This window comes from Paracoccus sp. (in: a-proteobacteria) (genome assembly GCF_030538695.1).
In the GTDB taxonomy this organism is placed as follows: Bacteria; Pseudomonadota; Alphaproteobacteria; order Rhodobacterales; family Rhodobacteraceae; genus Paracoccus.
This window is the reverse complement of the sequence record NZ_JAUNTN010000025.1, coordinates 23460-50064: the sequence shown is the minus strand read 5'-3', so window position 1 is coordinate 50064 and position 26605 is coordinate 23460. Positions and strand designations below refer to the sequence as shown.

Sequence of the window (26605 nt, the reverse complement as noted above, 5' to 3'; positions counted from 1 at the left end):
AGCATGTTCTGGCCACGCAAACGCTGATCCAGAAGAAATCCAAGAACATGAAGGTGGAAATCACCGGCAAGCTGCGTCCCGGCGTCACCGCCAAGGACATCACGCTGGCCGTCATCGGCAAGACCGGCACCGCGGGCGGCACCGGCTATGTCATCGAATATTGCGGTGAAGCCATCCGCGACCTGTCGATGGAAGGCCGCATGACCGTCTGCAACATGGCCATTGAGGGCGGTGCCCGCGCCGGTCTGATCGCGCCGGATGAAAAGACCTTTGAATATGTCATGGGCCGCCCCCACGCTCCCAAAGGTGCCGCATGGGAGGCCGCGCTGAACTGGTGGAAGACCCTGCAATCCGACGAGGGTGCGCATTGGGACAAGGTTGTGACCATCGCCGCCGAAGACATCGCCCCGGTCGTCACCTGGGGAACCTCGCCCGAGGACGTTCTGCCGATCACCGACGCCGTTCCCGCGCCTGAATCCTTTGACGGCGGCAAGGTCGAGGCCGCCCGCCGCAGCATCGACTACATGGGCCTGACGCCGGGGCAAAAGCTGACCGACATTCGCATCGACGCGGTGTTCATCGGCTCTTGCACCAATGGCCGGATCGAGGATCTGCGCGCCGCCGCCGGCATCCTCAAGGGCAAGCATCTTGCCGATGGCGTGCGCGGCATGGTCGTCCCCGGCTCGGGTCTGGTGCGGATGCAGGCCGAGGAAGAAGGTCTGGACAAGATCTTCACCGACGCCGGTTTCGAATGGCGTCTGGCCGGGTGCAGCATGTGCCTTGGCATGAACCCCGACCAGCTTGCACCGGGCGAACGCTGCGCCGCCACCTCGAACCGCAACTTCGAGGGCCGCATGGGCTATAAGGGCCGCACCCATCTGATGTCGCCGGTGATGGCGGCAGCGGCAGGCGTTGCCGGTCATCTGGTCGATGTGCGGGATGTGATGTGACTGACTATTCGGACTTCATCATCTATGCGGATGAAAGCGGCTCGCCAGTCTTAGGCGCCGACATTGACGATTTTCCCGTCTTTGTTCTGGTGTTCATGCTGGTGAGCAAGCGGCACTATGCTGAACAGCTTGTGCCAAAAGTGCAGATGCTGAAGTTCGATTCAGTCGGGCACGATCAACTGATCCTGCATGAACGTGACATCCGGCGTCAGTCCAAGGATTTCGCGTTTCTGCAGGTCAGCGAACCCCGTCGCAATGCGTTTCTGGAACGGCTGAACACGATTATCGGCGACGCCGACATTGAACTTTGCTGCGCCATCATCGACAAATCCAAGCTACAGGAACGCTATAATACGCCGTGGGATCCCTATGCCTTGGCGCTGACCTTCTGCCTTGAGCGGGCTGCGCAAAGCCTTGCCCGCAAGAGGACGACCGGTCACGAGGTCAGCGTCATTTTTGAAGCACGCGGGGCGAAGGAAGACAGGCTGCTGGAACTGGAGTTTCGTCGTATCGCCAGTGGAGCGCCGCGGCTTGGGAAAGCATCAGCACAGGTCAAGGCAATCAAATGGAAACCACGTTTTGCAGATAAGCGCAGCAACTCGACCGGGCTGCAACTGGCTGACTTGGTGGCCCGCCCGCTTGGCCTGCACTACCTACGCCCCAGCCAACCCAATCGCGCGGCAGAGATCGCGCGACGCAAGATCAGTAATGGAGGCCCAAAGTGCTTCCCATGAAAAGCAGACGGGCCACCGAGAGACCCCAGTAGCCCGCCGCCGACCGAAAAACTCCAGCCCATTTGCTACGCAATATGCGAACAGGCGGGCTAAAAGTCAAGAAGCGAGACAGAACATGGAAAAATTCACCACCCTGACCGGCGTTGCTGCGCCGATGCCCTTGGTCAATATCGACACCGATATGATTATCCCGAAGCAGTTTCTGAAAACCATCCACCGTTCCGGGCTTGGCAAGAACCTGTTTGATGAGATGCGCTTTGACCAGCAGGGCAATGAAATCCCCGATTTTGTGCTGAACAAGCCTGCCTACCGGCAATCGCAGATCATTGTTGCGGGCGACAATTTCGGTTGCGGCTCGTCGCGGGAACATGCGCCTTGGGCGCTGCTGGACTTTGGCATCCGCTGCGTGATCTCGACCAGTTTTGCGGATATTTTCTATAATAACTGCTTTAAGAACGGCATCCTGCCGATCGTGCTGCCGCAAGATGCGGTCGATGCGCTGATGAAGGACGCCGAAAAGGGCGAGAACGCCCGCCTGACCGTGGATCTTGAGGCGCAGACCGTGACCGGCGCGGACGGCACCGCCTATCCGTTCGAGATGGACCCCCACCGCAAACATTGCCTGTTGAACGGACTGGACGACATCGGGCTGACGCTGGAAAAATCCGCCGCCATCGACACGTTCGAGGCGCAGATGGCGCAGTCCCGGCCTTGGGTCTGATCCTGAAACTTGGGGCGGCGGCGCTGGCGGCCGCCCTTTGCCATGCGGCGGCGGCAGAAACCATCCGGCTTGCGACATGGGATCCTGCGCTGACACGCGACGGGCCGGGGCTTTTGCTGCGCGACATGGCCCGCAAGGACGCGCAGATCGACGCAGCACTTGCCGTGCTGACCGAAGCCCGCGCCGATGTGATCCTGTTGACCGGCCTCGACTGGGACCATGACGGGCAGGCGCCGGATGCGCTGATCGCACGGCTGGCAGCCGCAGGGCTGGATTATCCCCACCATTTCGCACCGCGCCCCAACAGCGGCATGGCGACCGGGCTGGACCTGAACGGCGACGGGCGGTTTGGCACCCCCGACGATGCGCAGGGTTATGGCCGGTTCAGCGGCCAGAATGGCATGGCGATCCTGTCGCGCCTGCCGCTTGGGCCGGCGCAGGATTTCAGCGCGACCCTGTGGCGCGACCTGCCCGGCAACCTGCTGGACGCCCCGCCCGAGGTCGCCGCCATTCAACGCCTGTCCAGCACCGGCCATTGGGATGTCGCGGTGCAGACGACCTCGGGGCCGCTGCATCTGCTGGCCTGGTCCGGCTCTCCGCCGGTGTTCGGCGGCAAGACCGACCGCAACGCCCGGCGCAATCATGATGAAACCGCCTTCTGGACCGCCTATCTGGACAGCGCCCTGCCCTTTTCGCCCCCCGATGCGCCATTTGTTATCATCGGCAAGGCCAATCTGGACCCAGAGGACGGCGACGGGCGGCATCAGGCGATCCGCGCCCTGCTGAACGATCCGCGCCTGCAAGACCCACGCCCGCGCAGCACCGGCGGCCCGCTGACCGGCCTGCCCGGCAAGGGCGACCCGGCGCTGGATACCGGCCACTGGCCGGGGCGGGATCTGGCCCTGCGGGTCAGCTATATCCTGCCCGCTGCGGGGCTGAGCATCCATGATTCAGGCGTGCTCTGGCCCGCCGAAGGCGTGCTGGCCGATACGGTCGTCACAGCCTCACCGCACCGGCTGGTGTGGGTGGATGTCGAGATGCGCTGATGTTGCCGCCGTCGCACAAAACCACGGGCGACAGCGCCGCCTCAAGGCCCCAGCGGCTTTGTCCCCCCGCCCATGTCGATCAGCCGTTTCAACAACGGTCCAGCCTGCGGGCCGATCCGGTCGCAGGCCGTGGGATCGTCCAGCAGGCGAAAGGCCGGACCATAGTATTTCTGGTCATAGCTGGTCGGGTCCAGCCCAAGCTGCGCCGCCAGCTTGTCGCCGGTGCCGGTAATCAGCGTCCATTCGCCGTCCGTGATCTCATAACCCGGACAGTTCGATGTAATGACATTCACCTGCGCCAGCTCTGCGATCAGGCTTTGCGCCTCGGGTCGGGACAGGCCGGACACGTCGGGCAATTGCACCCGCACCCCGCCATCTGCCAAAGCAGGGCCGGTCAGGATCAGCGCCAGAATCATCGCGCGGGGAAAAATCTGCATGGGCATCGGCCTTCTGTGATTTCGCCCCAAACCACCGCAACCCCGCCCGGACTGCAAGCAAAATCAACGTGAGCTTGACCCCGGCAACCGGCAGCGTTACCCGAAACCCAACCAACGAAACCCCAACATATAAAGGCGAAATCATGTCTGACAGCTATTCCCTGCTGATCCTTCCCGGCGATGGCATTGGCCGCGAAGTCATGGCCGAAGTCCGCAAGGTCATCGACTGGTTCCAGAGCAATCGCGGGATGCGCTTTGACATCTCGGAAGACCTCGTGGGCGGTGCCGCCTATGATGTGCATGGCGTGCCGCTGGCCGATGCGACCATGGCCAAGGCGCAAGACGTGGACGCCGTGCTGCTTGGCGCGGTGGGTGGGCCGGCCTATGACAACCTGGATTTCAGCGTGAAGCCCGAGCGCGGCTTGCTGCGTCTGCGCAAGGAAATGGACCTGTTCGCCAACCTGCGCCCGGCACAGTGCTTTGACGCGCTTGCCGATTTCTCCAGCCTCAAGCGTGACGTGGTGGCCGGTCTGGATATCCTGATCGTGCGCGAACTGACCAGCGGCGTTTATTTTGGTGAACCGCGTGGCATCTCGGGTCAGGGCGACGACCGCGTGGGTATCAATACCCAGCGTTATACCACCGCCGAAATCCGCCGTGTGGCCCGTTCCGCCTTTGAACTGGCGCGCAAACGCGGCAACCGCGTCTGCTCGATGGAAAAGGCCAATGTGATGGAATCCGGCATCCTCTGGCGCGAGGAAGTGCAGTGGGTCCATGACAACGAATACCCGGATGTCGAGCTGTCGCACATGTATGCCGACAACGGCGCGATGCAGCTTGTCCGCAACCCGCGTCAGTTCGACGTGATCGTGACCGACAACCTGTTCGGTGACATCCTGTCGGACGCGGCGGCGATGCTGACCGGCAGCCTCGGGATGTTGCCTTCGGCCAGCCTCGGCGCACCGATGGCGAATGGCCGGCCCAAGGCGATGTATGAACCCGTCCACGGCAGCGCCCCCGACATTGCCGGTCAGGGCAAGGCCAACCCGATCGCCTGCATCCTGTCCTTTGCCATGGCGCTGCGCTATTCCTTTGACGAGGGCGCGGCGGCGGATGAGCTGGAAGCCGCGGTCGAAAAAGTGCTGGCCGATGGCGTGCGCACCGGCGACCTGATGGGACCAGAGGGCGGGACCCCGGTTTCGACCAGCCAGATGGGTGATGCGATTATCGCGGCGCTGACGGCCTGATCCCGCTTTGCGCGGTGGCGCGGTGCCGCGAGATGCTGGCAATATGGTCAGCAACCCGCGCCAGCCACCGCGCCGCATCGCTGCGGGTCAGCAGGTCCGGCACACCAGCCCGCCCCGAGCCAAACGCAACCCGGCGGGCCGCCTTGGCCCGCTGTTTTATCAGCCGGGACAGCCGGTCCAGACGCATCGCATCATCTGCAGGCACCGCCAGCATCAACCGCGCCGGACGCAGCAGCCCCGGCATCATGCCAACCGGACCAATCGCACCGTGATCGTCCAGCCGCGCCTGTAGCCGCACCAGATGGTCCACCTGATGCAACATCGCCGCATAACGCGCCATCAGCGGCTTGTTCCCCCGTGGCAGCCGGATCTGCGCCAGATAGCCCTTGACCGCCGCCAGCGCCGGGCCGCATTGCGCCTCGGCCGCAGCCAGCGGGCGAAGGTCGCCCGGCGGCATCAGCGCCGCCCGCAAGGCTGCCCGCTGCTGCGCGGCCACCATGTCGCAGACGCTTTGCGCCGCATCCATCGCAGCGGCTTCATCATCCAGCAAATGCGCGTCCAGCGCGGCTTCGGCACCTGTCCGGCGCTCTGGCACCATGCGTTCGATCAGCCGGGCAAAGCCAGCGGTAAAGGGCAGAAACACCAGCGTTCCGACCAGATTAAAGCCCGTGTGGAACATCACCAGCGCCGTCTGATCGTCCCCCAACCGTTGCGCCAGCGGTCCCATCAACGACAGCAGCGGAAAGGCCAGCGCCGCCGTGCCAAGGTTGAACATCAGATTGGCCAGCGCCGTCATCCGCACCGGGCGCGAGCCACCAACCGCCGCCAGCAGCCCGGTGAAGGTGGTCCCGATGTTCATGCCAATCACCATGGCCGCGCCCTGCATCAGATTGACTGCACCCGAGCCGATCAGCACCAGCGTCAACGCCACCCCGGCGGTGCTGCTTTGCGTCAGCGTCACCAGCACCAGCCCCACCAGCACCAGCACAAGCCGCCCGATCAGCCCATCCCCCGGCAGGTAACGCGCCAGAAATTCCGCCGGGATCAGCGCGGCATCGCCCGACATCGCGCCCTGCATCATGTCCAGCCCGATGAACAGCAGCGCCAGCCCCGCCAGCATCTGCCCCAGCCGCGCAACCCGGCCACCAGCCAGCAGCGCCATCAGGCTGGCGACCAGCATCACTGGCAAGGCGATCAGGCCAAGCTGCATCTTGAAACCAACCAGAACCACGATCCAGCCGGTGATCGTGGTGCCGATATTGGCCCCGAACAGCACCCCGAGCGCCTGCGTAAAGCCAATCACACCTGCGCCGACAAAGCCAATCGCCATCACCGTTACCGCCGTTGACGATTGCACCACCGCCGTCGCCGCCAACCCGGTCAGCGTGCCGCGCAGTGGCGTCGTGGTGAACCGCGCCAGCCAGTGCCGCAATCCGCCCCCGGCCAATTGCCGCAACGCCGCCGTCATCGTCTCCATCCCGAACAGGAACAGGCCGATACCACCCAGAAATGTAAAAATCGCCGTCATCAGTCGTTGATACAAGCCGCTGCAAGCAAGGACAATCCGCACCGGCAATGCAAAAATCATGGCCTGGCCGCAACTTCCCTCTTGCAATCCCCCCCCGCCCGCGCTACCTGCCCCGTCACGGTCGGAGCGTAGCGCAGCCTGGTAGCGCACCTGCTTCGGGAGCAGGGGGTCGGAGGTTCGAATCCTCTCGCTCCGACCAGTTTTCCCGAATGATATTTCCCCGCGACGGTTCAACCCTTTGCGCATCAGCACAGAGCCGGGGAGCATGCGCTACGTCAGCCTCAGCGCATAATCCGGTTCACATGGCCCATTTTGCGGCCTGCGCGGACCTCGGGTTTGCCATAAAGGTGGATCTGCGTGTCCGGCTGGGTCAGCAGGTCAGGCAGGCGGTCCATATCGGCACCGATCAGGTTTTCCATCACCACATCAGCATAGCGGCGACCGTCACCCAGCGGCAGGCCAGCCACGGCGCGGATGTGCTGCTCGAACTGATCGACGGTGCAGCCCGCCTGCGTCCAATGGCCGGAATTATGCACTCGGGGCGCAATTTCATTCACCAGCAGGCTCTCAGGCGTCACGAACAGCTCAACTCCCATGACGCCGACATAATCCAGCGCATTGACGATCTGACCGGCCATCAGAACCGCATCGGTCAGCAGCCGCGCGGGCAGGCCGCAAGGCACGGTGGTGGTCGCCAGAATCCCGTCGCGGTGGACGTTCAGACCCGGATCAAAAGCCGCAACCTGACCATCCGCCGCCCGCGCCACAATCACGCTGATCTCGGCGCTGAAACTGATGAACCCTTCCAGCACCGCAGGCGCAGCGATCTGCGCCCAGGCAGCCGCCGCATCATCGCCGGGGGACAGCCGCAACTGGCCCTTGCCGTCATAGCCCAGCCGCCGGGTTTTCAGGATACCCCGCCCCAGCTCTGCCTGCGCAAGCGCCAGCGTCGCCGCATCGTCCACCGCGCGATAGGGGGCGCAGCGCAGGCCAAGCCCGGTCAGAAAGTCCTTTTCCGCCAGCCGGTCCTGCGACACCGCCAGCGCCCGGCGGTTCGGACGGATCGGGCGCAGGGTCTCAAGCAGATCCAGCGCCTCGGTCGGGATATTCTCGAACTCATAGGTGATAACATCGACGCCTTCGGCAAAGGCCCGCAGCGCCGCCGCATCATCATAACCCGCCGTCACGCATCTTTCCGCGACCTGCGCCGCCGGACAATCCGCAGCAGGTTCATAGATATGGCAGCGATAACCAAGGCGGCTGGCCGCAACCGACAGCATTCGGCCAAGCTGACCGCCACCCAGAATCCCGATCACCGCGCCGGGCTGCAAAGGCTTATTCATCGCGCGGCACCTCGGGGATGGATGCGGACAGCGCCGCGCGCCAGTCGTCCAATCGCTGCGCCAGCGCAGGGTCGCTGATCGCCAGAATACCCGCCGCCATCAGCCCGGCATTGGCGGCCCCCGCCGCGCCAATGGCCATGGTCGCCACCGGGAAACCCTTGGGCATCTGCACGATGGAATAGAGGCTGTCCACGCCCGACAAGGCCCGCGTCTGAATCGGCACGCCCACCACCGGAATACGCGTTTTCGAGGCCATCATTCCCGGCAGATGCGCCGCGCCCCCTGCCCCGGCAACAATCACCCGCAAGCCACGCGCGGCGGCCTGTTTGCCGTAATCCCACAGCCGGTCCGGGGTGCGATGGGCGCTGACGATAAAGGTCTCATAAGCCACGCCAAGATCGTCCAGAATCACGGCCGCCTCGCGCATGGTGGGCCAGTCGGATTGGCTGCCCATGATGATGCCGACCGGCGGCGCCTTATCTGGAAATTGCATCGCTTGCCCCCTTATGCCTTGTGAAACCGGCATATACGCGCGGGCGATCCGCTGCAATCAGGCGATGATGTCGGGGGTCAGATCGTCTTCCAGACGGCTGATGCGGTCCTTTAACGCCAGTTTTTGCTTTTTCAGCCGTTGCAGCGTCAGGTTGCAACTGGTGCCGGTCCCGGCCAGCGCAGAAATCGCGGCATCCAGATCACGATGTTCGCGGCGCAGCATCTCCAGCCGGGTGCGGGCGATTTCTTCGTGAGACATTTCATGCATGGCGTTCATGGCGGCGGCTCTGAGCGGTTTTTCAAGATTATAGCCCGGCCCGATGCATCTGTTAATGCAAAACTTGTCTGCCCTTGCAGGAAAGCCATGCCGCACACATATTAAAGCCACAGGCTGCCGCAATCGGGGCCTGTCAGATGCCATCGCTTTTGGGAAAGGAACGGCATGAGCAAGGTTTCACTGGGAACCCACCCCTATCTGCTGGGCTTCGACCAGCTGGAACGACTGGCCGAACGCGCAGCCAAGGGGTCCGAGGGGTATCCGCCCTATAACATCGAACACATCGCCCCCGATGGGTTCCGAATTACGCTGGCCGTTGCCGGCTTTGCCGAAGATGATCTGACCATCACCCTGGAGGATCGCCAGCTGGTGATCCGTGGTCGCCAACCCGAAACATCCGACGAACGGGTGTTTCTGCACCGGGGCATTGCCGCGCGTGCCTTTCAGCGCCGCTTTGTGCTGGCCGATGGGGTCGAGATCATGGGCGCAGGCATGGAAAACGGCCTTTTGAATATCGACCTGCGCCGCGAAGAACCGCAGCAGGTTGTCCAAACCATACCGATCAGCCGCAAGTGAAAGGGGATCAGTGATGAACACGACGTTTAACCTTAACGATGACGGCACCCAAACCGTCTATATCCGCCGCATCCAAATGGACGCCCTGCCCGAAGAAGTCCGCGAACAGGCCCCCGGTCTGGACAGCCTTTATGCCGTCTATGGCGTGAATGGCGAGCGGCTGGCACTGGTGCGCGACCGCAGCACGGCCTTCATCCTGGCCCGCCAGAACGACATGGCCCCGGTCAGCGTGCATTGAACCCTGGCTCGGTCCGCATCAACGGACCGAGCCAATCGCCATTGCCGGAAACAGCGCAATGCCATGAATATCATCGCCCACCTGCGGGTCGGGCAGATCAGGCCAAAGCCCCGGCACCAGCACGATACCCAGCGCATATTCTGCATCTGGATCGGGGCTGCGCAGGGCCACCACATCCGCAATCATGTATTCCTTTTCCAAAAACCTGCCGCCGGGGCGCAAGGCCCGGATGGTGCCGCGGAAATAGCAGGCCGTCGGGCCGCCCTCCTCATGCGGAATCAGGCTGGCCAGACCTTTGGTCTGGAAATGAATGTTGCCGTCAGCCTCGACTGGCGCGCCATGATCGACCAGAACCTGAAAATGCCCCGCCTCTGGCGTCAGGATCACCGGCTGCGTATCCGCCAGCCCCACATCCAGAGGCAGGCCAATAATGCGGAAATCATGCTTACCCCCGTCTCCCATAACCCGGCAGCGGACGCATATTCCGGCAGCTTGGCCCAAAGCAGCATATCCTCAAACCCCGGAATCCTCAGCCCGACATAAGCCTGATGCGCGTCGCTGGACCGGATCATGCCGGCGATTTCAGCGATCACCTTGGCCCCACCGGACAGCGAGGGCCACAGCCCGGTCAGACAGGGCTGCCCATCATCGAAGTGCAGCAGCAGGATCAATTGACCCGCGCCGATTTCAGACGGCCAGACCAGCAGCGCCCCCGGTTTCTGCGCGACCGGAATCGCATTACGGCTGCGCACATCGGGCAGCAGCGTGTCCCGAAGTCGGGCATCGGCCAGAATATCACCAATCCGTGCCCGCATGGCCTGAGCATCATAGCCAAGGCCAGCACATTCGCTGACCCATTCAAAGGCAGAATCATCAATCTCAACAGGGATCACATTTTCCATGATCCGCAGCCCGACCAGAACAGGCCATAAAATCAAACACTTAACACTTGCGGCTTTAACGATCCCATATGCAAAAGCCCCGGCGAAAGACCGGGGCTTTGTATTTTCGCACTGAAAGCCGGGATCAGTTCAGACCGATCAGGCCCATTGCTTCCAGCTTCAGCAGCACCTGATGCGCGGCATTGTCCACGTCGATGTCGCTGGTATCGACGCGCAGTTCCGGGTTCTGCGGGTCTTCGTAGGGGTCCGAAATCCCGGTGAACTCTTTGATCTTGCCTTCGCGGGCCAGCTTATACAGGCCCTTGCGGTCGCGGCGCTCACATTCTTCGACCGGGGTCGAGACATGGACCTCGACAAAGGCACCAAAGGCCTCGATCATCTCGCGCACAGCACGGCGGGTCGCGGTATAGGGCGCGATCGGGGCGCAGATGGCGATACCACCGTTCTTGGTGATCTCCGACGCGACATAGCCGATGCGCTTGATGTTGATGTCACGGTGTTCCTTGCTGAAGCCCAGCTCGGACGACAGATGCTTGCGCACCACATCACCATCCAGCAGCGTGACCGGACGGCCGCCCATTTCCATCAGCTTGACCATCAGCGCGTTCGCAATGGTCGATTTGCCGGAGCCGGACAGGCCGGTGAAAAACACGGTGAAGCCCTGCTGCGCACGCGGCGGAGAGTTCCGGCGCAACTCGCGCACAACCTCGGGGAAGCTGAACCATTCCGGGATTTCCAGCCCTTCACGCAGGCGGCGGCGCAATTCCGTCCCCGAGATGTTCAGCACGGTGACACCTTCTTCGATCTCATCCGCCGGCTCATACTGAGCGCGTTCCTGCACATAGACCATGTGTTTGAAATCGACCATTTTCACGCCGATCTCGTCCTCGTGCTTGCGGAACAGCTCCTGCGCGTCATAAGGACCGTAGAAATCCTCACCAGCCGAGTTCTTGCCGGGGCCAGCGTGGTCGCGGCCAACGATGAAATGGGTCACGCCATGGTTGCGGCGGATCAGCCCGTGCCAGACGGCTTCACGCGGGCCAGCCATACGCATGGCCAGGTTCAGCAGCGACAGCGCGGTGGTCGAGGACGGGTATTTGTCCAGAACCGCCTCATAGCAGCGCACGCGGGTGAAATGGTCCACATCGCCCGGCTTGGTCATGCCGACGACCGGATGGATCAGCAGGTTGGCCTGCGCCTCGCGCGCGGCGCGGAAGGTCAGTTCCTGATGGGCGCGGTGCAGCGGGTTGCGGGTCTGGAAGGCCACGACCTTGCGCCAGCCCAGCTTGCGGAACTGCGCGCGCAGCTCGTTCGGGGTGTCGCGGCGCGCGCGGAAATCATAGTGCATCGGGGATTGCAGACCCTTGACCGGGCCGCCCAGATAGATCTTGCCTGCGGTGTTGTGCAGGTAATTCACCGCCGGATGCGCCAGATCATCCGCACCGAACACCTTCTCAGCCTCACGCGCTTTGTTCGGCTCCCATTTGTCGGTGACGGACATGATCGCCAGAATGACACCCTCGGCGTCACGCAGGGCGATGTCCTGCCCCGGCTGAACCGTTTCAGCAAAACCTTCGTTCACGTCCAGGGTGATCGGCATGGGCCAGAGCGAACCATCTTCCAGCCGCATGTCTTCGACGACACCGTTGTAATCGGCCTCGGTCAGAAAGCCCTTCAGCGGATAGAAACCGCCGTTCATCAGCAGCTCCAGATCGCAGATCTGGCGCGGGGTCAGGTCCCAGGACGGCATATTGCCAGCCTCGTCCTTCAGCTTCTTGGCCGACTCGGGCGAGACATACAATTCGGGAATGGGAACAAGGTTCGGTTCGGCGGTCATGGCAGCTTCTCGCGGTTGCGGCCGAGGGGTCCGGCCGGGAATGAGCACGATGCCCGTTGCAGCGGACCTGCACGGGCTTGCAGCGGCCATTAGACCGCAACCCCTCACAAATCAACCGTATTCTTTTACGATTTTGCGCTTTTTCACGACCGTTTGAGAGTCCGGCGACATTCCGCCGGGCAGCTTCGACCCCAATTCGGGAACCCATCCGCGCCTGACCTGTTATCTTAGGGTAATAGGTGAAAAGGGAATGAAAACATGACCAAAGCAGACGCACCCGCCAGCGCCGAGGAAAAACGCGCCCTGACCCGTGACGAGTTGGAACTGGCCGATCAGGCCCGCCAACCTGCTTTGGGGGCTTTGTCAGACCGCGACCTGTCCGATCTGATTTCCCGGCTGCGCGACCGCCGCAATCGCGCCCGAGACATTGGCGACCGTCAAAGCCGGGCCGATCAGGGCAATGCCGGCACCCGCAGCAAGCACGCCTATCTGAACGAGGCGCTGGACCGCGCCCGCAGCGAGCGGGACAGCCGGGGCGTCGAAGCCGATGCCGAAGATGCAGAGGATCAGAAGGTCAATCCGATGATGGAAACCGGCGGCCCGCTGCATCCGCACGACCCGGATGCTGACAAGGGCAAGAAGGCCATGGCCGAGACCCATCTGCGGCAGGCCCCTTCCGGGGCGCTGGATCATTCGGGCGAGCTGGCCTCGCGCAAACGATCCGGCGGGGCGCGATAAAGCCCAAAGCCAAAGGCCCGCCTGTTCCGGCGGGCCTTTGACGTTTATTCCTGTTCCGCCAGCCAGCGTTCTGCATCCAGCGCCGCCATGCAGCCCATGCCTGCGCTGGTGACGGCCTGACGGTAAACGTCATCGGTCAGATCACCCGCCGCAAACACGCCGGGAATACTGGTCCGCGTGGTGCCGGGCTGAACCTTTACATAGCCGCCATTGTGCAATTCCAGTTGATCGCGGACCAATTCGCTGGCCGGAGCATGGCCGATGGCAATGAAAATCCCATCCGCTGCGACCTCTTGCGCCGCACCATCCTTGACCGAGCGCAGAACGGCACCCGTGACCCCCAAAGGCGTCTCATCGCCCTTGACCAGTTCCAATTCGTGATCCCAGATGACCTCGACCTTGGGGTTCTTGAACAGCCGGTCCTGCATGATCTTTTCGGCCCGCAGGCTGTCGCGGCGGTGAACCAGAGTGACCTTGCTGGCGAAATTGGTCAGGAACAGGGCCTCCTCGACCGCCGTATTGCCGCCACCGACGACGATCACCGGCTTGTTGCGGTAAAAGAACCCGTCGCAGGTCGCACAAGCGCTGACGCCAAAGCCTTTGAACTTTTCTTCCGACGGCAGGCCCAGCCAGCGCGCCTGCGCCCCGGTCGCCAGAATCACCGCATCCGCCGTCACCCGCAGGCCGGAATCACATTCCGCAACAAACGGCCGTTGGCCAAGGTCCAGTTTCATCACCAGATCGGTGACGATCTCGGTCCCCATCTCGCGGGCGTGGGCTTCCATCCGCACCATCAGTTCGGGGCCTTGCACCGAGGTATCGCCGGGCCAGTTCTCGACCTCGGTGGTGATGGTCAACTGGCCACCGGGCTGCATCCCCTGAATCAGCAGCGGGTTCAGCATCGCACGGGCGGCATAGACCCCGGCGGTATAGCCCGCAGGGCCAGAGCCGACGATCAGAAGGCGGGTGTGCTTGGTCTCGGTCATGGCATCCTCATGTCTTTGCCGCATAGCTAAGGGCTGACAGGCCCCGCCGCAATGGTTGCGAACAGCAGAAATAATATTGCGCAGACAAGCCATCTAAGGTAGTTTCCGGCAAGATTTTCAACATGGTGGAAAACGTGGCCCGGCTGGATGACATAGATCGCAGGATTCTTGCGGAATTGCAGGCCGACGGGCGGATGACCAATGTTGAACTGGCCCGCCGCGTCGGGATCTCGGCCCCACCCTGCCTGCGCCGCGTCCGCGCGCTGGAGGAACAGGGCTTCATCCGTGGCTATCACGCCGATGTGGACCCGCGCGAATTGGGGTTCGAGGTGCAGGTTTTCGCCATGGTCCGCCTGAACAGCCAGTCCGAGCGCGACCTGTCCGCCTTTGAAGAACAAGCCCGCGGCTGGCCTCTGGTCCGCGAATGTCACATGCTGAACGGCGAAATTGACTTTATCCTGAAATGCGTCTCGCCCGACCTGTCCACGTTCCAGCGGTTCTTGATGCAAGACCTGACCGGCGCAGCGAATGTGGCCAGCGTCAAGACCTCGCTGGTGATCCGGGGCGCCAAGGATGAACCCGGCGTTCCGTTCGACATTCTGGAACAACGGATGGCGGAACAACCGTAAAGGGGGCTGCGCCCCCTTGCCTCCGGCGGGGATATTTAGGGACAAAAGATAGGCGGGTCAGCCCAAATCCGCGCCAAGCCCCTGCATCAGCGGCACAAAATCCGGGAAGCTGGTGGCAATCGGGCTGCCGTCATCGACGCTGATCGGCTGATCCGAGGCCAGCCCGGCAATCAGAAACGACATGGCGATGCGGTGATCCAGATGGGTGACGGCGGTGCCGCCGCCGGGCAAACCGCCCTGACCATGAACGGTCAGGCTGTCGCGGGTTTCCTCGACCTTCGCACCGTTCAGCTCCAGCCCGCGGGCCATCGCGTCGATCCGGTCGGATTCCTTGACCCGCAGTTCTGCCACGCCATTCATCACCGTGGGACCATCGGCAAAGGCAGCAATCACCGACAGGATCGGAAACTCGTCAATCATGCTGGCGGCGCGTTCGGCGGGGACGGTCACGCCCTTCAGCGGGCCGTGGCGCACGATCAGATCGGCAACCGGCTCGCCGCCTTCTTCGCGCGTGTTTTCCCATGTCAGATTGGCGCCCATCTCCTCTAGCGTGATATAAAGACCATCGCGCGTCGGGTTGCGGCTGACGCCCGGCACACGGATTTCCGACCCCGGCACGATCAGCGCCGCAGCCACAGGAAAGGCCGCGCTGGACGGATCGCGCGGAACGGCGACCGCGCAAGGGCGCAGTTCCGGCTGGCCGGTCAGGGTAATGACATGGCCTTCATCGGTGTGTTCGGTGGTCACGGTCGCACCAAAACCACGCAGCATCCGTTCGGTATGGTCGCGGGTCGGTTCGCGCTCGATCACCACGGTTTGCCCGCGCGCATTCAGCCCGGCCAGCAGCGCCGCCGATTTCACCTGCGCCGAAGGCACCGGCGTCGCATAACGCAGCGGCACCGCATCCGCCGCGCCCCGGATCGTCACCGGCAACAGGCCGCCCTCCCGCGCCGTGATCTGCGCCCCGAACAGCGCCAGCGGGTCGGTCACACGGCGCATCGGACGGCGCGACAGGCTGGCATCGCCGGTAAAGGTGGCGGTAATCGGCGTGGTCGCCATCGCCCCCATGATCAGCCGCACGCCGGTGCCGGAATTGCCGCAGTCGATCACGCCTTCGGGTTCTGCAAAACCACCGACACCCACGCCATCGACCAGCCATTCCCCCGGCCCGACACGTTCCACCGTTGCGCCAAAGGCGGCCATCGCCTTGGCCGTATCCAGCACGTCCTCGCCCTCCAGCAACCCGGTGATATGGGTCCGTCCCACCGCCAGCGCGCCAAGGATCAGCGCCCGGTGGCTGACGGATTTATCCCCCGGCACCTGCGCCACGCCAGCAAGCGGGCCAGAGCGGCGGGCGGTCATCGGGCGGGGATCAGCGGAATGGGACATGGCACACCTCTTTGTTGCCCGCGTGATAGCGCAAACCGCGCCCCGCCTGCCAGCATCTTTTGTCCATAAATATCCCCGCCGGAGGCACCGGCGCGTCAGCGCCGGAAGGTCGCGTAATGCGGCACCCGGCCTTCGCGCAGGGCTTTTTGTTCGTAACGGGTGCTGATCCAGTCATCCCATGCATCCGGGCCTTCATGCACCAGCGTGAACCCGGCCTTTGGCACTTCCTCAAGCGTCTGGCGCATATAGTCGGGGATGTCGGTCGCCACCCGGAACTCGGCCCCCGGCGCCATCACCCGGCGCAGCGGTAAAAGATGTTCCGGCGTCACAAAGCGGCGGCGGTGGTGGCGGGCCTTCGGCCACGGGTCGGGATAGTTCAGAAACGCCCGCGCAATCGCACCATCAGGCAGCACATCCATCAGATCCCGCGCGTCGCCCGGATGGACCGAGACATTCGACACCCCTGCCGCACGGATCTTGCCCAGCAGCATGGCCACGCCATTGATGAACGGCTCACACCCCACAATCCCGATGTCAGGGTAACACGCAGCCATATGCACCATATGCTCACCGCCGCCAAAGCCGATTTCCAGCCAGACGGGCCGATCATCCCCGAACCAGTCGGCGGGGTTGACCGGGCTGCGGTCCGGGTTTTCCTCGGGGTGGATGCGCGCCGGGCGCAACTCTCCAAGGTCTTCGGCCAGATAGCCCTTTTGGCTGCCGCGCAGGGTTTTCCCATGTCGGCGGCCGTAAAAATTCCGCTGCGGCGGGATCGGGAAATCGCTGTCAGACATGGTTAATCGGCGGTCAGGCGGCTGATGGTGACGGTGACTTCGGGCTTTTTGCCGATTTCCTCCATCGTGACCTGCCGGGTGATCTTGCGGATGGCCTCATCCAGCTTGTCGTCATTGGCCACGGTTTTCGCGTCGGCGCGTTCCAGAAACTCGGCCAGTTCGGCCTCGATATGGCGATCCAGCGGCACACCGGCCCGGCCCCGCGCGGGCAGGCCCATCAGCTCGACCCAGGCATCGGGCAGCAGGTTGTCGCCCTCATCCACGATCACCGAGACCAGCGCGTGACCGTTCAGCGCCATGCGGATACGGTCGCGCACCACCCCATCCATGGCCCCGATCAGCACCGAGCCGTCCAGATAGACCCGCCCGGTCTCGATCTCATCAACCACGCGCGGGCGCTCGCCCGTCAGGTCCAGCATGGTGCCGTTCACCACCACCGCCGAGGCGATCCCCTTGCTTTCCGCGATCTTCATATGCTCACGCAGATGCATATGCTCGCCATGCATAGGAATCAGAATCTCCGGTTTCAGCAGGTCGTGCATCGCCTCGATGTCGGGGCGGTTGGCATGACCGGAAACGTGGTAAACGCCATCATCAGCATCAAAGACATCGACGCCCATTTCGGAGAAGGCGTTCATAATGCGGATCACACCACGCTCATTTCCGGGGATGGTTTTCGAGCTGAACAGAAAGCTGTCGCCCTCTTTCAACTGCAACCCAAGATAGCGCCCGCGCGAGAGCTGCGCCGAAGCCGCGCGGCGTTCCCCCTGCGAGCCGGTGACAATCAGCATCACCTTATCGCGCGGCAATTCGCTGGCCTGTTCAGGACCAATGACCGGCGGGAACTTGGTCAGGATGCCGGTCTCGATCGCTGCCGTCACCATCTTGCGCATGGCCCGACCCAGCAAACAGACCTGACGGCCCGCCGCCTGCCCGGCCTCGGCCAGCGATTTCAGCCGGGCGATGTTGCTGGCGAATGTCGTCGCCACCACCATATTCGGCTGCGCCATCACGAAATCCAGCAGCGGATTGGCCAGCAACGCCTCGGAACGGCCCGGATTGGGGCTGAACACATTGGTCGAATCGCAGGTCATCACTTTAACGCCCCGGCCTTCATGGGCGATTTCATGCCACAGGATCGGGTCAAAAGCCTCGCCCACCACCGGGCTGCCGTCCAGCTTGAAATCGCCGGTATGCACGATCCGCCCGGCAGGTGTGTCGATCAACAGCGCCGAGCTTTCGGGGATGGAATGGCTGATCGGCACGAATTGCACCGTAAAGGGGCCAAGCCGCGTGACCTCGGGCCGGGGGCCGGTGACGCGCAGGTTGTCGGTGGGCTGGCCGGCCTCCTCCAGCTTCATCCGGGCCAGCGTCGCGGTAAAGGGCCGCGCATAGATCGGCACTTGCAGCTTGTGATACAGATGCCCGACCGCGCCGACGTGATCTTCGTGACCATGGGTGATGAAAACCGCCTCCAGCCGGTCGCGGTTCGCGGCCAGCCAGTCCAAATCCGGCATAATCAGATCAATGCCGGGCGAGCCGTCCATATCGCCAAAGGTCACGCCCATATCGACCAGAATCAGGCGCTCCTGCCCCGGTTTGCCATAGCCGTAAACATAGGCGTTCATTCCGATTTCGCCCGCCCCGCCAAGGGGCAGATAGATCAGGCGTTCAGACATGCCCGTTCTCCTTGTTATAGTTCCAGATCAGCCGGAGACCATGAACGGTCAAGTCATCCTCGATCGCGTCGAACAGGTCGAAACCCTGATCGAACAGCGGCGCAAGGCCCCCGGTTGCGATGACCTTCATCGGGCGGTCACGCTCGGCCCGTATTCTTTTTGTCAGCCCTTCGATCAGGCCGATATAACCCCAGTAAATCCCTGACTGGATACAGGAAACCGTATTCTGCCCGATCACCTTTTCGGGCATGGTAACGTCAACATGCGGCAGCGCGGCGGCGGCCATATGCAGCGCCTCAAGCGAAGTATTTACCCCCGGCGCAATCACCCCACCAATATAAGCACCGTCATGGTCCACCACATCCAGCGTCGTCGCGGTGCCGTAATCGACAACAATCAGATCGCCGCCGTGACGGTCAAACGCGCCAACCGTATTCACCAGCCGGTCGGGACCAACCGTCGTGCCCGGCTCGACCCGAGGCGGCACCGGCAGCGCCACCTCTGGCTTGCCAACCACCAGTGGGCGGGTGTTGAAATAACGGTTGCACAGCACCCGCAGGTTAAAGACCACACGCGGCGCGGTGGCGCTGATGATGCAATCGCTGATGTCCAGGTCGAAATGCTGAACAGAGATCAGCGTTTGCAGCCAGGTGTAATATTCATCCGCCGTCCGGGTGTGGTTGGTCGAGATCCGCCAGTGCGAGATGAACTTGCGCCCGTCCCAGATGGAAAACATCGTGTTGGTGTTCCCGCAGTCGATACACAACAGCATAGATCAGCCCTTCGGGAAATGAACATCGGCCGCCGCAATCACGCTGCGCCCGGCGGCAGTGGTCAGGATCAGCGCACCATCGGGGTCGATGCCCTCGAAAATGCCGGTCTGTTCGGTTGCGCCGGTGCGAGCGGTGATCTGCTCGCCCAAGCGTGCAGCGCGGGCCAGCCATGCCTGCCGGATCGGGGCAAAACCCTGTGCGGCATGGACGGCCTGCCACCCCGCAAAGGCCGGGGCCAGCAGGTCAAGGAAATCATCCGGGCTGACATTCGCCCCGGTTTCCGCAGCCAGACTGACCGGACGCAGCGCCCCCGGCTCCAGCGCCGCAGCATCGGGGGCGCTGGCAAGGTTGACACCAATACCCAAGGCCAGCGCATCGACCTGCGGACCGCGCCCGGCACTTTCCAGCAGGATACCAGCGACCTTGCCGCCGTTCAGAAGCACATCATTGGGCCATTTCAGTGCCAGCCGCGCCGAGGGGCCAGCCACCTGCGCCAGCGCCTCATGCAAAGCCAGCGCCGCAACAAAGGAAAGCTGCGCCACCTGCGCCGGCGGCCCAACGGGGCGTAACGCCAGCGAAGCCGCGAAATTGCGCAGGCCTGAAACCCATGCCCGGCCACGACGACCACGACCCGCGACTTGCTCGCGGGTCATAATCCATGCCGGATTGCTGAGGTTCGGGGCCAGCCGCAGGGCTTCGGCATTGGTGCTGTCGCAACGCGGCAGAATGTGCCGGCCAACGCCGTCAGGCCACTCAGCCACCTTGAGCAACAGCCGCAACCGCCGGGCCAACCAGCGATTCCGCCGCACGGCCCGCCGCATCCTCCAGCCCGAACATGCCAAACACGCCCAGCAGGATAAAGGCCGCCGAAGCCAGCATCAGCACATATTGCGGCAGGCTCATCCGCGCCTCGACGCCTTCGGATTCGTCACCGAAATACATGTAATAAACGATGCGCAGGTAATAGAACGCGCCGATCACCGAGGCGATCACCCCCAGCACCGCCAGCCACGCCATACCCGATTGCACCGCCGCATTCAGCACCGCAAACTTGGCGAAAAAGCCCAGAAGCGGCGGCACACCGGCAAGGCTGAACATCAGCACCAGCAAGGCAGCAGCCTTGACGGGGTCCGCTTTGGCAAACTGGTTCAGATCCGTCAGCTTTGTGACCGGCTGACCGTCACGCGACAGCGACAGGATCACGGCAAAGGCGCCGACATTCATCACCACATAAATCGCCATATAGATCAGCATTGCCTGCACACCATAGACCGTGCCAGCCGCAAGCCCCACCAGCGCAAAGCCCATATGCGCGATCGAGGAATAGGCCATCAGCCGCTTGATGTCCGTCTGTCCGATCCCGGCAATCGAGCCAAGGAACATCGACAGCACCGCCAGCAGCGCAATGATCTGGCCCCAATCAGCGGTGACATGACCAAACGCATCGAACATCAGCCGAGCGATCAGCGCCATGGCTGCAACCTTGGGCGCGGTGGCAAAAAAGGCCGTCACCGGCGTGGGCGAGCCTTCGTAAACATCCGGCGTCCACATATGGAACGGCACCGCGCTAACCTTGAACGCCAGGCCGACCAGCAGGAACACCAAACCGAACAGCAGGCCAATCGACATCTGACCGCCGTCGATGGTCTGCAAAATCCCGGCGAAAGAGGTGGTCCCGGCAAAGCCGTAAACCAGCGACGCCCCATACAGCAGCAGCCCCGAGGACAGTGCGCCAAGAACGAAATATTTCAGCCCCGCCTCGGACGATTTCACGCTTTCGCGGCGCATGGCGGCAATGACGTAAAGCGACAGCGATTGCAGCTCCAGCCCCATATAGAGGATCAGCAGATCGCCCGCCGAAATCATCATCATCATGCCCAGCACGGCCAGCGCGACAAGGATCGGAAACTCGAACCGCAGCATCCCGCGGCGGTCCAGATAATCCGCGCTCATCGCCAGAACGGCGGCGGCGGCGGTCAGGGTCACGGCCTTGGCAAAGCGGGCGAAGGCATCATCGGTGAACTGGCCAAAGAAGGCCGTCGTCGCCCCGGTGCCGCGCATCCCGACCATCGCCGCCAGCGCCAAAAGCACCGCAACCGTCAGCCACAACAGGCCCCGTGCCAGCTTGTCCTTGCCCAGATAGGCACCAGCCAAGAGCGCCAGAAGCGCGTAAAGCGCCAGCAGGAACTCGGGCAGGATCGTTTGAAAATCAAGCGAACTCATCTCGTGTCCCCTCAGTGGCTGGCTTCGGCCGGGGCGGCATCAACCGCGACAGGCAGGCTTTGGTGGTAATTGGTCAGCAGCGCCTGAACGCTGGGGCCGGTGATGTCGGTGACAAGCCGCGGGTAAACCCCAAGCAGCAGCGTCATCACCACCAGCGGCACGAAAATCCAACGCTCACGCACGGTCATGTCGGTGATGGTTTTCAGGCTTTCCTTCAGCAGCTCGCCAAAGGTGACGCGACGGTAAAGCCACAGCGCATAGGACGCCGACAGGATCACCCCCGAGGTCATCACCAGCGCCACCCAGGTATCGACACGGAACACGCCAAGCAGGGTCAGAAACTCACCCACGAAACCCGAGGTGCCGGGCAAACCGACGTTGGCCATGGTGAAGAACATGAAGATCAGCGCGTATTTCGGCATCCGGTTGACCAACCCGCCATAGGCGTCGATCTCACGCGTGTGCATCCGGTCATAAATCACGCCGACGCAGAGAAACAGCGCGCCCGAGATGAACCCGTGGCTGAGCATCTGGAAAATCGCGCCATCCACGCCGACCTGATTGGCCGCGAAAATCCCGGCGGTGACGTAACCCATATGCGCGACCGAGGAGTAAGCGATCAGCTTTTTCATATCCGACTGGACCAGCGCCACCAGCGAGGTATAGACCACCGCAATGGCCGACAGCCACAGCACGAAAGGCGTCAGCATATCGCTGGCTACCGGGAACATCGGCAGGCTGAAACGCAGGAAACCATAGCCGCCCATCTTCAGCAACACGGCGGCCAGCACGACCGAACCAGCGGTCGGCGCCTGAACGTGCGCATCCGGCAACCAGGTATGCACCGGCCACATCGGCATCTTGACCGCGAAACTGGCAAAGAAGGCGATGAACAGCAGCATTTGCAACCCGCCCGGAATGGTCCAGCCCACCACCATCAGCGGATCCGAGGCGAACTCATACCCCAAGAGCGCCGGAATGTCGGTCGTCCCCGAAATGCGGAACATCGCAATCATCGCCACCAGCATCAGCACCGAGCCGAGGAAGGTGTAGAGGAAGAACTTGAACGCCGCATAAATCCGGTTCGCGCCGCCCCAGATCCCGATAATCAGGAACATCGGGATCAGCCCAGCCTCGAAGAACAGATAGAACAGCACCAGATCCAGCGCCACGAACACGCCGATCATCAGCCCTTCGAGGACCAGAAAGGCGATCATATATTCCTTGACGCGGGTGGTGACATGCCATGCCGACAGGATCACCAGCGGCATCAGGAAGGTGGTCAGCATCACGAACAGGACCGAAATCCCGTCCACGCCCAGTTTGTAGTTCAGGCCCATGATCCACGGCCGTTCCTCGACAAACTGGAAGCCGGTGTTGGCCGGATCAAAGCCGAACAGCACGAACAGCGAGATCAGGAAAGTAGCCGAAGTGGCGACCAGCGCCAGCCATTTGGCGTTGCGGCCCGCCGCCTCATCATCGCCGCGCAGGAAAACCCCAAGGATCAGCGCCGCAACGATGGGCAGAAAGGTGATGATGGAAAGAAGGTTCGACATGGTTCAGTGGCTCCCCCGCACCATCATCCAAAGCAACAACCCGACGATGCCGATCACCATCGCAAAGGCATAGTGGAAAACATAGCCCGACTGAACCCGCCCGGCAAAGCGCGTCAGACGCGGGATCAGACCAAGCGCCAGCCCGTTGATGGCACCGTCGATGATTTTCATGTCACCGACCTTCCACAGCATCCGGCCCAGCCACAGCGACGGGCGCACGAAGATCCAGTCGTAAAGCTCATCGAAATACCACTTGTTCAGCAGGAACTGATACAGCGGACGCTGAGCCGCAGCCAGTTTCGCCGGCGCTTTTGGATAGGCGACATACATCAGCCAGGACAGCACCAGACCCAGCACCATAGCGACAAAGGGCGACAGTTTCACCCATTTCGGAACATAATGCGCCTCATGCAGCACATGGTTGTCGGGGTGCATATAGATCGCGCCCCCAACCGGCGCAGCGATTTCCGTCGCCGGGGCATGGCCCTCGGTTGCGGCGTGATCCTCAGTGACCGGGGCATGGTCCGTCGCGGCGGCGTCTGGCGCGGCTACGTCAGTCGCGGGGGCATGTGCCTCAGCCACCGGCATGTGGAAGAAGCTCTCCACCTTGTCGCCAAAGAAGCTGTTATACCAGACCATCCCCGAGAAGATCGCACCAATCGCCAGCAGGCCCAGCGGAATCGTCATAACCGGCGGGCTTTCATGGGCGTGGTCATGCGCATGATGGTCGCCGCGCGGCTTGCCAAAGAAGGTCAGGAAGATCAGCCGCCAGCTATAAAAACTGGTCAGCGCCGCCGCAATCACCAGCAGCCAGAAGGCATAGCCGATCCCCGAAGCATAGGCGCTTTCGATGACCGCATCTTTCGACAGGAAGCCGGCAAAACCGATAGTGGTCAGCGGAATCCCCACGCCGGTAATCGCCAGCGTACCAAGAATCATGATCCAGAACGTGAACGGGATCTTTTTGCGCAGCCCGCCATAGTTCCGCATGTCCTGCTCATGGTGCATCGCATGGATCACCGAACCGGCACCCAGAAACAGCATCGCCTTGAAAAACGCATGGGTCAGCAGGTGGAACATGGCGACCGAGTAAACCCCCACGCCCGCAGCAACGAACATATAGCCAAGCTGCGAACAGGTTGAATAAGCGATCACGCGCTTGATGTCGTTCTGAACCAGACCGACGGTCGCGGCGAACAGCGCCGTGGTTGCGCCGATGATGACAATGAACATCTTGGCTTCGGGCGCGAATTCATACAGTGGCGACATCCGGCAGACAAGGAATACGCCAGCCGTCACCATGGTGGCGGCGTGGATCAGCGCCGAAACCGGGGTCGGGCCTTCCATCGCGTCGGGCAACCAGGTGTGCAGGAACAACTGCGCCGATTTCCCCATCGCACCGATGAACAGCAGCAGCGCCAGCAGGTTGGCCGCGCTGAACTCCCACGACAGGAAGTGAATATTCTGCTGCGCCAGCGCCGGGATTTGCGCGAAGATTTCATCGAACTGGATCGTGCCGGTCAGCCACCACAGCCCGAAAATCCCCAGAAGAAAGCCGAAATCGCCCACACGGTTCACGATGAACGCCTTCATCGCCGCAGCACCAGCCGATTGTTTCTTATAGTAAAAACCGATCAGCAGATAAGAGGCGACCCCCACGCCTTCCCAGCCAAAGAACATTTGCAGCAGGTTGTCCGCCGTCACCAGCGACAGCATCGCAAAGGTAAAGAAGGACAGATAGGCAAAGAACCGCGCCTTGTAATGCGCATCATGGCCGAAACTTTCGTCATGGGCCATGTAACCGATGGAATACATATGCACCAAGGCCGAAACGCTGGTCACAACGATCAGCATGATCGCGGTCAGCCGGTCAAGGCGGATGCCCCAGCTTGCGGTAAAATCACCGGCCACAACCCAGTCAAGGATCTGGATATGGCGGGTTTCGCCGTCAAAACCCAGAAACACGATCCATGACAAGGCGCAGATCAGGAACAGCACGCCCGTGGTCAGGTATTGAGCGCCTTTTTCGGTCAGCACCCGCCAGCCAAAACCGGCGACGATGGCGCTGAACAGGGGCGCAAGAAGGATGATCTTTTCCATTGCCCCTCAGCCCTTCATCACGTTGACATCTTCGACTTCGATCGTGCCGCGGTTGCGGAAGAACACGACCAGAATGGCCAGACCGATCGCGGCTTCGGCGGCAGCGACGGTCAGCACGAACAGCGTGAACACCTGCCCGCCCAAGTCGCCCAAATGGGTCGAAAAGGCGACAAAGTTGATATTCACCGCCAGCAGCATCAGTTCAATCGACATCAGGATGACGATGACGTTCTTGCGGTTCACGAAAATGCCGAAAACGCCGGTGACGAACAGCACCGCGCCCACGATCAGGTAATGTGTCAATCCGATCATCGCCTTTGTCCCCTCTCCGGGTCGGTCCCGGTATCGTTCCTGCCAGTCCGGCGTTGCCCCGCCGGACCGGAAAATCCCTTTGGCCTTACAGCCCCTGCCCCGGTTTGATGTCCCGCAGCTTGACCGCCTCGGCCGGGTCGCGCCACATCTGTTGCAGCACATCCTGACGTTTGATGTCCTTGCGATGGCGCAGGGTCAGCAAAATCGCCCCGATCATTGCCACCAGCAGCACCAGACCAGCAAGCTGGAAGGCCAGCAGATAGTGGTCATACAGCACCGCCGAAATCGCCTGCGTGTTGTGCAGTTCCGCCGGAACCGGCACCTGCCGCAGCGCCGCCGCCTGATCCGAAACCTGCCAGGCCCCAAAGGCGATACCAAGCTGCGCCAGCAGCACCAGCCCGATCAGCAGGCCCAGCGGCAGATAACCCGCCAATTCGCCGCGAAGCTGCGCAAAATCCACGTCCAGCATCATCACCACGAACAGGAACAGCACCGCGACCGCGCCGACATAGACGATCACCAGCAGCATCGCCACGAACTCGGCCCCTTGCAGGACGAACAGACCCGATGCCGAGAAAAAGGCCAAAATCAGCCACAGCACCGAATGGACCGGGTTGCGCGACAGCACCACCATCAGCCCCGACACGATCACGCTGATCGCAAACAGGTAGAAGGCGAAAATCATCATTCCTCGGTCTCCTCTTCGGCATAGACATCTGCGGCGATGTCCAGCGCCTTTTGCATGGCGGGCAGACCGCCGAACATGCTCATCTGATAGATCGTTTCCGCGATTTCGCGTTTCGTCGCCCCGGCTGCCAGCGCGTGACGGATGGTGATGCGCAACTGCGGCGCGGCCAGCGCCCCCTGCGCGGTAATCGCGCCGATGGTCAGCAGAAGCCGGGTTTTGGCGTCCAGCCCTTCACGGTTGAAGGTCTTGCCAAACCACATCTCCAGCATATCGGCGGGCATGGTCGGGATCATCCGCTCGAACGCCGTGGTGTCGAGTTGTTCCAGCGCCGGGTTAAAGGCACGCGCCATCTCCTGCCCCGACTGGAGCATTTGGGAAAACAGCTTGGGAAAGGCGTCGTTCACAGCAAA

Annotated in this window: 29 protein-coding genes and 1 tRNA gene; 10 read left to right on the top strand and 20 right to left on the bottom strand. The window is 62.3% G+C overall.

Annotation, left to right across the window (positions count from 1 at the left end):
- The 4 genes from Q4G24_RS13935 to Q4G24_RS13920 all read left to right on the top strand — a co-directional run.
- On the top strand, positions 1 to 950 hold a 950-nt coding region (locus Q4G24_RS13935), incomplete at its 5' end, for a 3-isopropylmalate dehydratase large subunit (RefSeq protein ID WP_303367146.1).
- The gene (locus Q4G24_RS13930) at positions 947 to 1684 is read left to right on the top strand and encodes a DUF3800 domain-containing protein (RefSeq protein WP_303367145.1); all 738 of its coding nucleotides are present in this window, start codon (positions 947 to 949) and stop codon (positions 1682 to 1684) included. The genes Q4G24_RS13935 and Q4G24_RS13930, both read left to right, overlap by 4 nt.
- 115 nt (positions 1685 to 1799) lie before the next feature.
- Entirely contained in the window at positions 1800 to 2405 is a 606-nt protein-coding gene (leuD, locus tag Q4G24_RS13925) for a 3-isopropylmalate dehydratase small subunit (RefSeq protein WP_303367144.1), read from the top strand.
- Entirely contained in the window at positions 2396 to 3451 is a 1056-nt protein-coding gene (locus tag Q4G24_RS13920; protein WP_368660945.1) for an endonuclease/exonuclease/phosphatase family protein, read from the top strand. Before leuD ends, Q4G24_RS13920 begins: the two co-directional genes overlap by 10 nt.
- Positions 3452 to 3492: 41 nt before the next feature.
- Here the strand turns inward: Q4G24_RS13920 and Q4G24_RS13915 are convergent, their stop codons facing one another.
- Positions 3493 to 3888, bottom strand: coding sequence for a hypothetical protein (locus Q4G24_RS13915; protein ID WP_303367143.1), 396 nt, complete (start codon positions 3886 to 3888; stop codon positions 3493 to 3495).
- A gap of 143 nt (positions 3889 to 4031) precedes the next feature.
- Between Q4G24_RS13915 and leuB the strand changes: the two genes are divergently transcribed.
- Positions 4032 to 5135 (top strand): 3-isopropylmalate dehydrogenase, encoded by a 1104-nt coding sequence (leuB, locus tag Q4G24_RS13910; RefSeq protein ID WP_303367142.1) that lies wholly within the window; start codon positions 4032 to 4034, stop codon positions 5133 to 5135.
- Here leuB and Q4G24_RS13905 read toward each other — a convergent pair.
- The gene (locus Q4G24_RS13905; RefSeq protein WP_303367141.1) at positions 5113 to 6663 is read right to left on the bottom strand and encodes a Na/Pi cotransporter family protein; all 1551 of its coding nucleotides are present in this window, start codon (positions 6661 to 6663) and stop codon (positions 5113 to 5115) included. The two genes, leuB and Q4G24_RS13905, sit on opposite strands and share 23 nt — an antisense overlap.
- Positions 6664 to 6785: 122 nt before the next feature.
- Between Q4G24_RS13905 and Q4G24_RS13900 the strand changes: the two genes are divergently transcribed.
- Positions 6786 to 6862: transfer RNA gene (locus Q4G24_RS13900), tRNA-Pro, on the top strand.
- Positions 6863 to 6944: 82 nt separating this feature from the next.
- Here the strand turns inward: Q4G24_RS13900 and Q4G24_RS13895 are convergent.
- From Q4G24_RS13895 to Q4G24_RS13885, 3 genes are read right to left on the bottom strand one after another with little or no spacing between them, the layout of a single operon-like run.
- A complete protein-coding gene (locus tag Q4G24_RS13895) occupies positions 6945 to 8006 on the bottom strand; it encodes a 5-(carboxyamino)imidazole ribonucleotide synthase (RefSeq protein ID WP_303367140.1) in 1062 nt (353 codons plus the stop codon).
- Positions 7999 to 8499 (bottom strand): 5-(carboxyamino)imidazole ribonucleotide mutase, encoded by a 501-nt coding sequence (purE, locus tag Q4G24_RS13890; RefSeq protein WP_303367139.1) that lies wholly within the window; start codon positions 8497 to 8499, stop codon positions 7999 to 8001. Before purE ends, Q4G24_RS13895 begins: the two co-directional genes overlap by 8 nt.
- Before the next feature lie 57 nt (positions 8500 to 8556).
- Positions 8557 to 8775 carry a YdcH family protein gene (locus Q4G24_RS13885; RefSeq protein WP_303367138.1) on the bottom strand — a complete coding sequence of 73 codons (219 nt, stop codon included), beginning with the start codon at positions 8773 to 8775 and terminating at the stop codon, positions 8557 to 8559.
- 165 nt (positions 8776 to 8940) lie between these two features.
- Between Q4G24_RS13885 and Q4G24_RS13880 the strand changes: the two genes are divergently transcribed.
- Positions 8941 to 9351, top strand: coding sequence for an Hsp20 family protein (locus Q4G24_RS13880; protein ID WP_303367137.1), 411 nt, complete (start codon positions 8941 to 8943; stop codon positions 9349 to 9351).
- A 13-nt stretch (positions 9352 to 9364) separates the two neighbouring features.
- Positions 9365 to 9589, top strand: a complete 225-nt coding sequence (locus Q4G24_RS13875; protein ID WP_303367136.1) for a DUF1150 family protein — start codon at positions 9365 to 9367, stop codon at positions 9587 to 9589.
- An 18-nt stretch (positions 9590 to 9607) separates the two neighbouring features.
- Here Q4G24_RS13875 and Q4G24_RS13870 read toward each other — a convergent pair whose 3' ends face one another.
- The 3 genes from Q4G24_RS13870 to Q4G24_RS13860 all read right to left on the bottom strand — a co-directional run bounded on the left by Q4G24_RS13870 (position 9608) and on the right by Q4G24_RS13860 (position 12328).
- A complete protein-coding gene (locus Q4G24_RS13870) occupies positions 9608 to 9976 on the bottom strand; it encodes a hypothetical protein (RefSeq protein ID WP_303367135.1) in 369 nt (122 codons plus the stop codon).
- Entirely contained in the window at positions 9973 to 10527 is a 555-nt protein-coding gene (locus tag Q4G24_RS13865) for a hypothetical protein (RefSeq protein ID WP_303367134.1), read from the bottom strand. The genes Q4G24_RS13870 and Q4G24_RS13865 overlap by 4 nt, the downstream gene beginning before the upstream one ends.
- A gap of 88 nt (positions 10528 to 10615) precedes the next feature.
- On the bottom strand, positions 10616 to 12328 hold the full coding sequence (locus Q4G24_RS13860; RefSeq protein ID WP_303367133.1) for a bifunctional sulfate adenylyltransferase/adenylylsulfate kinase: 1713 nt from the start codon (positions 12326 to 12328) through the stop codon (positions 10616 to 10618).
- Positions 12329 to 12586: 258 nt separating this feature from the next.
- Here Q4G24_RS13860 and Q4G24_RS13855 point away from each other — a divergent pair, with 258 nt between their 5' ends.
- Positions 12587 to 13066: a hypothetical protein gene (locus Q4G24_RS13855; RefSeq protein ID WP_303367132.1), complete on the top strand. Its 480-nt coding sequence runs from the start codon at positions 12587 to 12589 to the stop codon at positions 13064 to 13066.
- 44 nt (positions 13067 to 13110) lie between these two features.
- On the opposite strand, the gene trxB is transcribed toward Q4G24_RS13855, so the two are convergent.
- Entirely contained in the window at positions 13111 to 14076 is a 966-nt protein-coding gene (gene trxB / locus Q4G24_RS13850; RefSeq protein ID WP_303367131.1) for a thioredoxin-disulfide reductase, read from the bottom strand.
- Positions 14077 to 14174: 98 nt separating this feature from the next.
- Between trxB and Q4G24_RS13845 the strand changes: the two genes are divergently transcribed.
- A complete protein-coding gene (locus Q4G24_RS13845; protein WP_303367130.1) occupies positions 14175 to 14681 on the top strand; it encodes an Lrp/AsnC family transcriptional regulator in 507 nt (168 codons plus the stop codon).
- 57 nt (positions 14682 to 14738) lie between these two features.
- On the opposite strand, the gene aroA is transcribed toward Q4G24_RS13845, so the two are convergent.
- From aroA to Q4G24_RS13790, 11 genes are all read right to left on the bottom strand, one after another.
- A complete protein-coding gene (gene aroA / locus Q4G24_RS13840) occupies positions 14739 to 16070 on the bottom strand; it encodes a 3-phosphoshikimate 1-carboxyvinyltransferase (RefSeq protein ID WP_303367129.1) in 1332 nt (443 codons plus the stop codon).
- A 95-nt stretch (positions 16071 to 16165) separates the two neighbouring features.
- Positions 16166 to 16864, bottom strand: a complete 699-nt coding sequence (locus Q4G24_RS13835) for a tRNA (guanosine(46)-N(7))-methyltransferase TrmB (protein WP_303367128.1) — start codon at positions 16862 to 16864, stop codon at positions 16166 to 16168.
- A gap of 2 nt (positions 16865 to 16866) precedes the next feature.
- Complete coding sequence (locus Q4G24_RS13830; protein WP_303367127.1) at positions 16867 to 18543, bottom strand: ribonuclease J; 1677 nt, start codon at positions 18541 to 18543, stop codon at positions 16867 to 16869.
- Complete coding sequence (locus Q4G24_RS13825; protein ID WP_303367126.1) at positions 18536 to 19315, bottom strand: type III pantothenate kinase; 780 nt, start codon at positions 19313 to 19315, stop codon at positions 18536 to 18538. Before Q4G24_RS13825 ends, Q4G24_RS13830 begins: the two co-directional genes overlap by 8 nt.
- A gap of 3 nt (positions 19316 to 19318) precedes the next feature.
- The gene (locus tag Q4G24_RS13820) at positions 19319 to 20077 is read right to left on the bottom strand and encodes a biotin--[acetyl-CoA-carboxylase] ligase (protein ID WP_303367125.1); all 759 of its coding nucleotides are present in this window, start codon (positions 20075 to 20077) and stop codon (positions 19319 to 19321) included.
- Positions 20070 to 21539 carry an NADH-quinone oxidoreductase subunit NuoN gene (gene nuoN / locus Q4G24_RS13815; RefSeq protein WP_303367124.1) on the bottom strand — a complete coding sequence of 490 codons (1470 nt, stop codon included), beginning with the start codon at positions 21537 to 21539 and terminating at the stop codon, positions 20070 to 20072. Before nuoN ends, Q4G24_RS13820 begins: the two co-directional genes overlap by 8 nt.
- 11 nt (positions 21540 to 21550) lie before the next feature.
- Entirely contained in the window at positions 21551 to 23095 is a 1545-nt protein-coding gene (locus Q4G24_RS13810) for an NADH-quinone oxidoreductase subunit M (protein WP_303367123.1), read from the bottom strand.
- A 3-nt stretch (positions 23096 to 23098) separates the two neighbouring features.
- Positions 23099 to 25195 carry an NADH-quinone oxidoreductase subunit L gene (nuoL, locus tag Q4G24_RS13805; RefSeq protein ID WP_303367122.1) on the bottom strand — a complete coding sequence of 699 codons (2097 nt, stop codon included), beginning with the start codon at positions 25193 to 25195 and terminating at the stop codon, positions 23099 to 23101.
- 6 nt (positions 25196 to 25201) lie between these two features.
- Positions 25202 to 25507: an NADH-quinone oxidoreductase subunit NuoK gene (gene nuoK, locus Q4G24_RS13800; protein WP_303367121.1), complete on the bottom strand. Its 306-nt coding sequence runs from the start codon at positions 25505 to 25507 to the stop codon at positions 25202 to 25204.
- Between the two features lie 85 nt (positions 25508 to 25592).
- Positions 25593 to 26195, bottom strand: a complete 603-nt coding sequence (locus Q4G24_RS13795; RefSeq protein WP_303367120.1) for an NADH-quinone oxidoreductase subunit J — start codon at positions 26193 to 26195, stop codon at positions 25593 to 25595.
- Positions 26192 to 26599 (bottom strand): carboxymuconolactone decarboxylase family protein, encoded by a 408-nt coding sequence (locus Q4G24_RS13790; protein ID WP_303367119.1) that lies wholly within the window; start codon positions 26597 to 26599, stop codon positions 26192 to 26194. Before Q4G24_RS13790 ends, Q4G24_RS13795 begins: the two co-directional genes overlap by 4 nt.
- Between the last annotated feature and the right edge of the window lie 6 nt (positions 26600 to 26605).